This window comes from Pseudomonas sp. NY15372 (assembly GCF_048068215.1).
In the GTDB taxonomy this organism is placed as follows: Bacteria; Pseudomonadota; Gammaproteobacteria; order Pseudomonadales; family Pseudomonadaceae; genus Aquipseudomonas; species Aquipseudomonas guariconensis_A.
Genome location: NZ_JBLUPY010000048.1, coordinates 20,737 through 29,830, shown reverse-complemented (window position 1 = coordinate 29,830; position 9,094 = coordinate 20,737). Strand labels below are relative to the sequence as shown.

General features: G+C 64.1%; 10 protein-coding genes and 1 tRNA gene. 8 read left to right on the top strand and 3 right to left on the bottom strand.

Features of this window, described 5'->3' with window-relative positions:
- Window positions 1-204: 204 nt before the first annotated feature.
- On the bottom strand, window positions 205-1,641 hold the full coding sequence (locus ACNFG0_RS21340) for a M48 family metalloprotease (protein WP_084854501.1): 1,437 nt from the start codon (window positions 1,639-1,641) through the stop codon (window positions 205-207).
- Between the two features lie 118 nt (window positions 1,642-1,759).
- Between ACNFG0_RS21340 and ACNFG0_RS21335 the strand changes: the two genes are divergently transcribed.
- Both ACNFG0_RS21335 and ACNFG0_RS21330 read left to right on the top strand, forming a co-directional pair.
- Entirely contained in the window at window positions 1,760-1,999 is a 240-nt protein-coding gene (locus ACNFG0_RS21335) for a sulfurtransferase TusA family protein (RefSeq protein ID WP_043213126.1), read from the top strand.
- Between the two features lie 20 nt (window positions 2,000-2,019).
- A complete protein-coding gene (locus ACNFG0_RS21330; protein ID WP_196144912.1) occupies window positions 2,020-3,090 on the top strand; it encodes an AI-2E family transporter in 1,071 nt (356 codons plus the stop codon).
- A gap of 117 nt (window positions 3,091-3,207) precedes the next feature.
- Here the strand turns inward: ACNFG0_RS21330 and ACNFG0_RS21325 are convergent, their stop codons facing one another.
- Complete coding sequence (locus ACNFG0_RS21325; protein WP_196155650.1) at window positions 3,208-3,681, bottom strand: peroxiredoxin; 474 nt, start codon at window positions 3,679-3,681, stop codon at window positions 3,208-3,210.
- Window positions 3,682-3,691: 10 nt separating this feature from the next.
- A complete protein-coding gene (locus tag ACNFG0_RS21320) occupies window positions 3,692-4,252 on the bottom strand; it encodes a glycine cleavage system protein R (protein ID WP_196144914.1) in 561 nt (186 codons plus the stop codon).
- 259 nt (window positions 4,253-4,511) lie between these two features.
- Between ACNFG0_RS21320 and dapA the strand changes: the two genes are divergently transcribed.
- The 6 genes from dapA to ACNFG0_RS21290 all read left to right on the top strand — a co-directional run bounded on the left by dapA (window position 4,512) and on the right by ACNFG0_RS21290 (window position 8,893).
- Window positions 4,512-5,399, top strand: coding sequence for a 4-hydroxy-tetrahydrodipicolinate synthase (gene dapA / locus ACNFG0_RS21315; protein WP_196155649.1), 888 nt, complete (start codon window positions 4,512-4,514; stop codon window positions 5,397-5,399).
- A 17-nt stretch (window positions 5,400-5,416) separates the two neighbouring features.
- Window positions 5,417-6,532 (top strand): outer membrane protein assembly factor BamC, encoded by a 1,116-nt coding sequence (gene bamC, locus ACNFG0_RS21310; protein ID WP_416766279.1) that lies wholly within the window; start codon window positions 5,417-5,419, stop codon window positions 6,530-6,532.
- A complete protein-coding gene (locus tag ACNFG0_RS21305) occupies window positions 6,533-7,291 on the top strand; it encodes an MBL fold metallo-hydrolase (RefSeq protein WP_196155647.1) in 759 nt (252 codons plus the stop codon).
- A gap of 29 nt (window positions 7,292-7,320) precedes the next feature.
- On the top strand, window positions 7,321-8,031 hold the full coding sequence (gene purC, locus ACNFG0_RS21300) for a phosphoribosylaminoimidazolesuccinocarboxamide synthase (protein WP_043213139.1): 711 nt from the start codon (window positions 7,321-7,323) through the stop codon (window positions 8,029-8,031).
- Window positions 8,032-8,123: 92 nt separating this feature from the next.
- Window positions 8,124-8,213 (top strand) — tRNA-Ser (locus ACNFG0_RS21295).
- A 416-nt stretch (window positions 8,214-8,629) separates the two neighbouring features.
- Complete coding sequence (locus ACNFG0_RS21290; protein WP_416766278.1) at window positions 8,630-8,893, top strand: DUF2790 domain-containing protein; 264 nt, start codon at window positions 8,630-8,632, stop codon at window positions 8,891-8,893.
- Window positions 8,894-9,094: the final 201 nt, after the last annotated feature.

Below are 9,094 nucleotides of genomic sequence, written 5' to 3'. Positions count from 1 at the left end.
TGGGAGCGGGCTGGTCCCGCGATTGGGCCGGGCCCGATATCACCGTCGCCTGGCAAGGGCTTCGCCCTTGATCGCGGGACAAGCCCGCTCCCACAGGAGGTGGCGCTAGCAGCTTGTTCTCTGCGCGACAGCGCAGCCCGAAGGGCTGGGTAATCTCCTACAGGGAAGCGCGAATCCCTTGTGGGAGCGGCCTTGCGCGCCAACCTAGCGCCCCATCATTTCCTTGACCATCCGTTGCTGCTCCAGGATCTCCCGCTGGCGCTGGTCGATCTGCGACGCCAGCGGGAAATTGCTGCCCGCACGGCGCTTGGCGTAGTCCAGCTGTTGGATGGCCTGGTCGAAATCGCCCACCAGGGTGAAGTACTCGGCGCGGGCCCGATGCAGACCGATGGTGTTGCCCGACAACCCGCGCACTTCGGCCACGTCGTACCACACGTCCGGGTCGTAGGGGCGGCGCTTGATCAGGTCGTCCAGCACCTTCTCGGCTTCGGCCGGGCGGTTCTGCTTGATCAGCAGGTCGGCGCGGACCTGCTGCAGCGGATAGTTGCTCGGGTATAGCGCACGCAGGCGCTCGACGCGTTGTTGGGCATCGGCCAGGCGGTTGTTGGTGATGTCCAGGTCGACCTGGGCCAGGTTGTAGGTGATGTCGTTCGGCGCCTTGGCCAGCAACGGCTGCAGGTTGGCCCGCGCTTCGTTGAGCTGGCCGCCCTTGATCTGCGCGATGGCCAGGCCATAGCGTGCGGCATCGAGTTTCGGGTCTTCGTCGAGCTGGGCGCGGAAGCGCTTGGCGGCAAGGCCCGGCGTGCCTTCGTAGATCAAGGCGACGCGGGCGCGGATCAGCTGGTAGCGCGCGCTGTCCTCAACGCCGCCCTTGGGCGCTTGTTCGGCACGGTTGCGGGTGTCGGCGATACGCGACTCGGTGACCGGGTGAGTGAGCAGGAATTCCGGAGGCTTTGCGTCGTAGCGGTACTGGCGGGCCAGGCGCTCGAACATGGTGGGCATGTTGCGCGGGTCGTAGCCGGCTTTTTCCAGGTTCTGAATGCCGATGCGGTCGGCTTCCTGTTCGTTCTGCCGGGAGAAGCGGCGCTGTTCCTGGATCGCCGCGGCCTGGGTGCCGGCGATCACGCCGATGCCGGCATCGCCACCGCCGCCTGCCGCCAGCACGATACCAGCCAGCAGCGCTGCCATCATCGGCAGCTGCATGCGCTGCTGGGCCTCGACGCCGCGGGCGAAGTGGCGCTGGGACAAGTGCGCCAGTTCGTGGGCCAGCACCGAGGCGTATTCGCCTTCGGTCTGGGCGTTGAGGAACAGGCCGCCATTGACCCCGACGATCCCGCCTGGAGCGGCGAAGGCGTTGAGCTCGCGGCTGTCGATCAGGATGAATTCAAGGCGCCGGTCCTGCAGTTGGCTGGTCTCGGCCAGCTTGTACACGCTGGTCTCGACGTAGTCCTTGAGCTGCGGGTCGTTGAGCTGGTTGACCTGGCCGCGCAAGAGGCTCAGCCAGGCCCGGCCCAGTTGATGCTCCTGCTGAGGCGAGACGATCGCGGAACTGGCGTCACCCAGTGACGGCAGGTCGTCGGCGTGGCCGGGTAGGGCCATCAGGCAGGCCAGCGTCAACAGGGTAGGGCGCAGTAGATTCATGCATGAAGCTCGCGTCGGTCAAAAAGCCTACTGTAGCCGGCTCACACGTTGGCGACCAGTGGCGTTATCCTACCGAACTTGTCTGCAATGCTAGATTGCCCCGCCAGGAGATTACCGGATGATTGACACCCCGACCTGCGACGCCGAGCTGGACGCCAGCGGGCTGAACTGCCCGTTGCCGCTGCTCAAGGCGAAGATGGAACTCAACCGCCTGGCCAGCGGCGCGGTGCTCAAGGTGATCGCCACCGATGCCGGCTCCCAGCGCGACTTCCGCACTTTTGCCCAGCTCGCCGGTCATACGCTGCTTCGTGAAACCGCCGAGGCCGGCGTCTACACCTACTGGCTGCGCAAGGCCTGAGCCCACCCCAAGGATCGTCAATGTTCAAAGTGCTTCGCGACTGGATGCAGCGCTACTTCTCCGATGAGGAGGCGGTGGTGCTGGCGGTCCTGCTGTTCCTGGCCTTCACCGTGGTGCTGACCTTGGGCGGGATGCTCGCACCGGTGTTGGCCGGCATGGTCCTGGCCTTCCTCATGCAGGGCCTGGTCAATGCCCTTGAGCGCCTGCACGTGCCGACCCGGCTGGCTGTGTGGGTGGTATTCGCCCTGTTCATGGGCGCCCTGGCAGTGTTCATGCTGGTGCTGGTGCCGCTGCTCTGGCACCAGTTGATCACCTTGTTCAACGAGCTGCCGGGCATGCTGGGCAAGTGGCAGTCGCTGTTGCTGTTGTTGCCCGAGCGCTACCCGCACCTGGTGTCGGACGAGCAGGTGCTGCGCGCCATCGAGTCGGTGCGTGGCGAGATCGGCAAGTTCGGCCAGTGGGCGCTGACCTTCTCCCTGTCGAGCCTGCCGCTGCTGGTCAACGCCATGATCTACCTGGTACTGGTGCCGATCCTGGTGTTCTTCTTTCTCAAGGATCGCGAGCTCATCGCCCGTTGGGCCAGTGGCTACCTGCCGCGCCAGCGCACCCTGTTGAACCGGGTGGGCGACGAGATGAACCGGCAAATCGCCAATTACATCCGCGGCAAGGGTATCGAGATCCTGATCTGCGGCATCGCCACCTACATCGCCTTCATCAGCCTGGGGCTGAATTATGCCGCGCTGCTGGCCTTGCTGGTGGGGTTATCAGTGGTGGTGCCCTACGTCGGGGCCGTGGTGGTGACTGTGCCGGTGACCTTGATCGCGCTGTTCCAGTGGGGCTGGGGCGACCAGTTCATCTACTTGATGGCGGTGTACGCGATCATCCAGGCGCTCGATGGCAACGTGCTGGTGCCGTTGCTGTTCTCCGAGGCGGTCAGCCTGCACCCGGTGGCGATCATCTGTGCGGTGCTGCTGTTTGGCGGGCTGTGGGGGTTCTGGGGGATCTTCTTCGCCATTCCGCTGGCGACGCTGTTCAAGGCAGTGCTGGATGCGTGGCCGAGGCAGGAGCCTTCGGTGGCGCCGCTGCTCTAAGGCATGGGGGCCGCTTTGCGGCCCTTTCGCGGCGCAAGGCCGCTCCTACAGGAAATTGCATGCTCTGTAGGAGCGGCCTTGTGCCGCGAAAGGGCTGCAAGGCAGCCCCCATCGATCTCAAGCCTTATCCAGCGCCTGTGCCGCGGCCAACACCGCATCCACATGCCCGGGCACTTTCACCCCACGCCACTCCTGGCGAAGCACACCCTCCTTGTCGATCAGGAAGGTGCTGCGGTCCACGCCCATGTATTCCTTGCCGTACAGCTTCTTGAGCTTGATCACGTCGAACAGCTGGCACAGGGCTTCGTCCTTGTCGCTGATCAGCTCGAACGGGAAGCCCTGCTTGGCCTTGAAGTTCTCATGGGACTTGAGGCCATCGCGAGACACGCCGAACACCACGGTGTTGGCGGCCTGGAAGGCCTCGTGCTGGTCACGGAAGCCCTGGCCCTCGGTCGTGCAGCCCGGGGTGCTGTCCTTGGGATAGAAGTACAGCACCACCTGGCTGCCCTTGAGGCCGGCAAGGCTGATGGCCTGGCCGCTGGTGGCCTGGGCCTGGAAATCGGCGACGGGTTGGTCGAGTGCTACGGCCATGGGAGCTTCCTTACATGGGGTTCTGTGGGCGCCAGGGTTCGATCAGCGCATCCAGGTTCAGGGCGTCGGCGAAGTCCAGGAACTGGTCGCGCAGCCAGCTGATCTGGGTGCCGGCCGGCAGGATCACGGTGAACTGGGCGTTGAGCATGCTGCTGCCGGTCTGGGGTGCCAGGTAGGTGTCGCAGGTCATGCTTTCCAGCTCGACGCGGTGGTCGAGGAAGAACTGGCACAGCTCGCTGACGATGTCCGGGCGATAGGCGGCGCTCACGTAGGCCACATAGGGCAGGGCTTGCGGGCGCACTTCCTGGTCGGCGCTGCGCACCACGTCGAGGGTCAGGCCGTGCTTCTTGGCCAGGCCCGGCAGGACGGCCTCCAGGCGTGCCAGGGCATCCCAGCTGCCACCGACCTGCAGCACCACGGCGCTGGTCTCGCCGTGGCGGGTCAGGCGCGAGGTGATCACCGCGCAACGATTGTCGAAGGCGGCGCGGCTGAGGACATTGGCCAGCTCCATGGGGTTGGGCCCCAGGGCACTGATGACGAGGAACTGTTCGCGGACGGTGGGGGTGGACATGCAGCATTCCTAAAGCGATGAGCGGTCGGCACAGGACAGGCGAAAGCCTCCTGTCGGCAGGGCCCCGGGCTCGCAATCGAGGTCGTGGACGCTGGCGCGGAGCATTGTCGACGGCCCGGCGGGCCACGCTGCGCCGATCAAAGGGAGAAGGGTAGCGAAAAGCGGCGCCGAGGGGAATGCTCCGCCCACCTGCTTCGCTTGTGCAAGGCCGATGGCGCCAGTACCATTACCGCTCTCTTTTTCCGGCAGGAGCAGTTACATGATTGCGGGCAGTATGGTGGCATTGGTCACACCCATGGATGCACAAGGGCGTCTTGATTGGGACAGCCTCGACAAGCTTGTAGACTTCCACCTGGAAAAAGGCACCCACGCGATCGTCGCGGTCGGCACCACCGGCGAGTCCGCCACCCTGGATGTCGAAGAGCACATCCTGGTCATCAAGCACGTGGTCGAGCGCGTCAAGCGCAGCAACCACCGCGTTCCGGTCATCGCCGGTACCGGTGCGAACTCCACTGCCGAAGCCGTCCACCTGACCCAGAACGCCAAGAATGCCGGTGCCGACGCCTGCCTGCTGGTGGTGCCGTACTACAACAAGCCGACCCAGGAAGGCCTGTACCAGCACTTCAAGCACATCGCCGAAGCCGTCGACATCCCGCAGATCCTCTACAACGTGCCCGGCCGCACCTCCTGCGACATGCAGGCCGAGACCGTGATCCGCCTGTCGAAGGTCAAGAACATCATCGGCATCAAGGAAGCCACCGGCGACCTGGTGCGCGCCAAGGCCATCCTCGAAGGCGTCGACAAGGACTTCATCGTCCTGTCCGGCGACGACCCGACCGCCGTCGAGCTGATCCTGATGGGCGGCAAGGGCAACATCTCGGTCACCGCCAACGTCGCCCCGCGCGAAATGGCCGACCTGTGCGAGGCCGCCCTTGAGGGCAATGCCGAGAAGGCCCGCGCAATCAACGAAAAACTCATGCCGCTGCACAAAGACCTGTTCTGCGAAGCCAACCCGATCCCTGTGAAGTGGGCGTTGGTGGAAATGGGCCTGATGCAGAAGGGCATCCGCCTGCCGCTGACCTGGCTGAGCGAAGGCTGCCACGAAAAAGTCCGTGCGGCCCTGCGCCAGTCCGGCGTACTGGTTTAATCGAGGAAGTACACCGCATGAAGCGACTGGCTGGTCTTTCCACCCTTGCCCTGATCATCTCCAGCACCAGCGGTTGCGGCTGGCTGTGGGGCGAGGATGGCTATTTCCGCGACCGCGGCAGCGACTACCTGCAGGCGCACCCCACCGCGCCGATGCAGCTGCCGCCGGACGCCAGCAACGTCAAACGCCTGGACCCGCTGCTGCCGATCCCGCGCAACGTCGCCGACGATCACGCCAGCGGCGAGTTCGAGGTGCCCCGTCCGCAGCCGCTGACCGCAGCGGCCGAAGCAAGCGATTTCACCCTGCAGCGCAGCGGCAGCAGCCGTTGGGTGCTGGCCCAGCGCGCCCCGGCCGAAGTCTGGCCGGTGGCCCGCCAGTTCTTCGAGGACAACGGCTTCCGCATCGCCGAAGAGCGCCCGCAGACCGGTGAATTCAACACCACCTGGCAGCGTTTCGACGAGCTGTCCGCGTCCCTCGGCCAGCGTCTGGCCAGCACCTCCAGCAGCCCCGACAGCGAAGTGCGCGTGCGCGTTCGCATGGAGCCTGGCGTGCAGCGCAACACCTCCGAGGTGTACATCGTCAGCGTCGAGCGCCCGGCCGGCAGCTCCGCCGAGCCTGAATTCCCGTCCAGCTCCACCAACACCGGCGCTGACGCCCTGCTGGTCGACGAGATGCTGGCCAGCATGAACCGCAGCGCCGAGAAAGGCGGTTCGGTTTCCCTGCTCGCCGCCCGCGACTTCGACGCGCCAAGCCGCGTCAGCCTCAGCGAAGACGGCAGCGGCAACCCGGTGCTGTACCTGGGCGCCGACCTGGACCGCGCCTGGTCCAGCGTGGGTCGTGCCCTGGAGCAGGGCGAGTGGCGCGTCGAGGACATCAACCGCAGCTTGGGCCTGTACTACATCAACCTGTCCGAGAAACCCGACGACAAGCAGGACCAGCCGGGCTTCTTTGGCCGCATGTTCGGCAGCGAGCCGTCCAAGGAAGAGCGTGAAGCCCGTGCCGAGCGCTACCAGGTTCGCCTGAGCAAGGTGGGCGAGAACGTGCAGGTCACCGTCGAGAAGAACATCAACACCGTGGCGCCAGCCGATGTGGCCCGCCGCGTGTTGAGCATGATCCAGGACCACCTGGGCTAAGTGCGTTTCGCGGTACTTGGAAGCGGCAGCCAGGGGAACGGCACGCTGATCGCCCAGGACGACACCTTCGTCCTGGTCGATTGCGGTTTTTCCCTGCGCGAGACCGAGCGGCGCCTGGCGCTGCTCGGCGTGTCCGCGGCACAGCTGAGCGCGGTGCTGGTCACCCACGAACATGCCGACCACGTGCATGGGGTGGGGCTGTTGGCGCGGCGCTACAATGTACCGGTCTATCTCAGCCAGGGCACCTTGCGCGGCATGCGCAAACCTGTGGAGGCGACCGGTTTCCTTCGTTGTGGCGACAGCCTGCGCATTGGCGCATTGGAAGTCAGCGCGGCACGGGTCGAGCATGATGCGTTCGAGCCGCTGCAGTATGTGTTCAGCGATGGCCGCCGACGTTTCGGCATGCTCACCGATCTGGGCTCCTACGACAGGTATCTGCTGGACCGCTACCAAGGCTTGGACGCCCTGCTGATCGAGGCCAACCACTGTCGCGACATGCTGGCCCGAGGGCATTACCCGCACTTCCTGAAACTCAGGGTCGGCGGCAACCAGGGGCATCTGAACAACCACCAGGCCGCGAGCCTGGTGGCCGAGCTGGGCTGGAAACACCTGCAACACCTGGTGCTGGCCCACCTCAGCAGCAAGAACAACCGGCCACAACTGGCCCGCCAGTGCTTCGTCGACACCTTGGGGTGCGACCCGGACTGGCTCCAGGTGGCGAACCAGGAACACGGGCTCGACTGGCGCGAAATCGCCTAGCCCACCTACTCAAGCAAGCGGAGCCCATCATGGAAAAACGCGAAGAACTCTACCGCGGCAAGGCCAAATCGGTTTACAAGACCGACGACGCCGACCGCTTGATCCTGCTGTTCCGTAACGACACCTCGGCGTTCGACGGCAAGCGCATCGAACAGCTGGACCGCAAGGGCATGGTGAACAATAAGTTCAACGCCTTCATCATGCAGAAGCTCGAAGAAGCCGGCATCCCGACCCAGTTCGACAAGCTGCTGGGCGACAACGAATGCCTGGTCAAGAAGCTGGACATGATCCCGGTCGAGTGCGTAGTGCGCAACTACGCCGCCGGCAGCCTGGTCAAGCGCCTGGGCGTGGAGGAGGGCATCAAGCTGGAGCCGTCCACCTTCGAGCTGTTCCTGAAGAACGACGAGAAGGGCGACCCCTTCATCAACGAATCCCACGTCGTGGCTTTCGGCTGGGGCACCGCCGAGCAGCTCGCGACCATGAAGCAGCTGTCGCTGAAGGTCAATGAAGTGCTGAGCAAGCTGTTCGATGACGCCGGCCTGCTGCTGGTCGACTTCAAGCTCGAATTCGGTGTGTTCCACGGCCAGATCGTCCTGGGCGACGAGTTCAGCCCCGACGGCTGCCGCCTGTGGGACAAGGAAACCCGCAAGAAGATGGACAAGGACCGCTTCCGCCAGGGCCTCGGTGATGTCATCGAAGCCTACGAGGAAGTGGCCAAGCGTCTGGGCGTGCCGCTCTAAGCGCCTCGCTCACGCAAGCGTCTGATACCACGCGAATTTTTTTCAAAGAAGGGTTTGCCTTTCACGAAATCGCTGGTATCATGCGCGCCACTGGAGAGATGCCGGAGTGGTCGAACGGGACGGATTCGAAATCCGTTGTACTGGCAACAGTACCTAGGGTTCAAATCCCTATCTCTCCGCCATACATGTGAAACGCGAAGCCCCTGATTTCTGAGAAGAAGTCAGGGGCTTTGTGTTTTTGTGGGTGGCGTTCAGAACAAAACCTTCGTCTTCCAACCTGCTGTGGGCCTGCCTATTGCTTTGACTCCATGTGGCTATGGTCCAGCGGTCGAGCAACCGGCTCGATCCGTATGGAGCTCGACAAGGCTTGGCTGGCATACGTTCTCTCGAAATACGGCACAGTCCGATACCGCTCCTGCAAAGCGGCCTGTCGAGTTGTATCAATGTGTATCAGCACGCGGCGCTGATACGTAAAGGTTCAAGCGGCCGGGGTCGCTGACACAGACGAGGTACTTTCCGGGCGTTAAATGGGCTCCATCGAGGCACAGCGCCTCGCAGCGACCGACCCTACAGCCCATCGAAGCCCGGAGAGCCCATCATGAACACCAAAGCCATCTACGCCGCCTGCCTGTTCGCCGCCCTCAATGTCTGCGCCTTGGCCGCTCGCGCCGAAGCCGCCGACAACGTGCGCAACTACACGTACGGCACCCAGCTGGACATCAAGAAAGTGTTGGCGACCAGCCAGGATGCTACGCCGGCCTGTGGTGTGGTCAATGCTCGGCTCACCTATCTCGATTCCAACGACCAGACCCAGGTGCTGAACTACCGCACCCTCGCAAACAATTGCATCGGCGAGAACTGAAAAGCCAACCTTATTTTCGCCCACGCAGGAGCACGGTCATGACCTGGTAATTCCCATCGCCCCAGGCGCAGGCCTCACGGCTCGACCGTGGGGGACTGCGCCTGGGGGGCTGCCATGCGGATCCGCAGCGGCTTGGCCGTCACGCTCGACGCAAGAACGAGCCTACGGACATATGTGATCGTACAACTCGATGCGCTATCA

Excerpts from the sequence above, each read along its gene's own strand:
- ACNFG0_RS21340 (WP_084854501.1), bottom strand. The coding sequence starts at position 1,641 with ATGAATCTACTGCGCCCTACCCTGTTGACGCTGGCCTGCCTGATGGCC.
- ACNFG0_RS21335 (WP_043213126.1), top strand. The coding sequence starts at position 1,760 with ATGATTGACACCCCGACCTGCGACGCCGAGCTGGACGCCAGCGGGCTG.
- ACNFG0_RS21330 (WP_196144912.1), top strand. The coding sequence starts at position 2,020 with ATGTTCAAAGTGCTTCGCGACTGGATGCAGCGCTACTTCTCCGATGAG.
- ACNFG0_RS21325 (WP_196155650.1), bottom strand. The coding sequence starts at position 3,681 with ATGGCCGTAGCACTCGACCAACCCGTCGCCGATTTCCAGGCCCAGGCC.
- ACNFG0_RS21320 (WP_196144914.1), bottom strand. The coding sequence starts at position 4,252 with ATGTCCACCCCCACCGTCCGCGAACAGTTCCTCGTCATCAGTGCCCTG.
- dapA (WP_196155649.1), top strand. The coding sequence starts at position 4,512 with ATGATTGCGGGCAGTATGGTGGCATTGGTCACACCCATGGATGCACAA.
- bamC (WP_416766279.1), top strand. The coding sequence starts at position 5,417 with ATGAAGCGACTGGCTGGTCTTTCCACCCTTGCCCTGATCATCTCCAGC.
- purC (WP_043213139.1), top strand. The coding sequence starts at position 7,321 with ATGGAAAAACGCGAAGAACTCTACCGCGGCAAGGCCAAATCGGTTTAC.
- ACNFG0_RS21290 (WP_416766278.1), top strand. The coding sequence starts at position 8,630 with ATGAACACCAAAGCCATCTACGCCGCCTGCCTGTTCGCCGCCCTCAAT.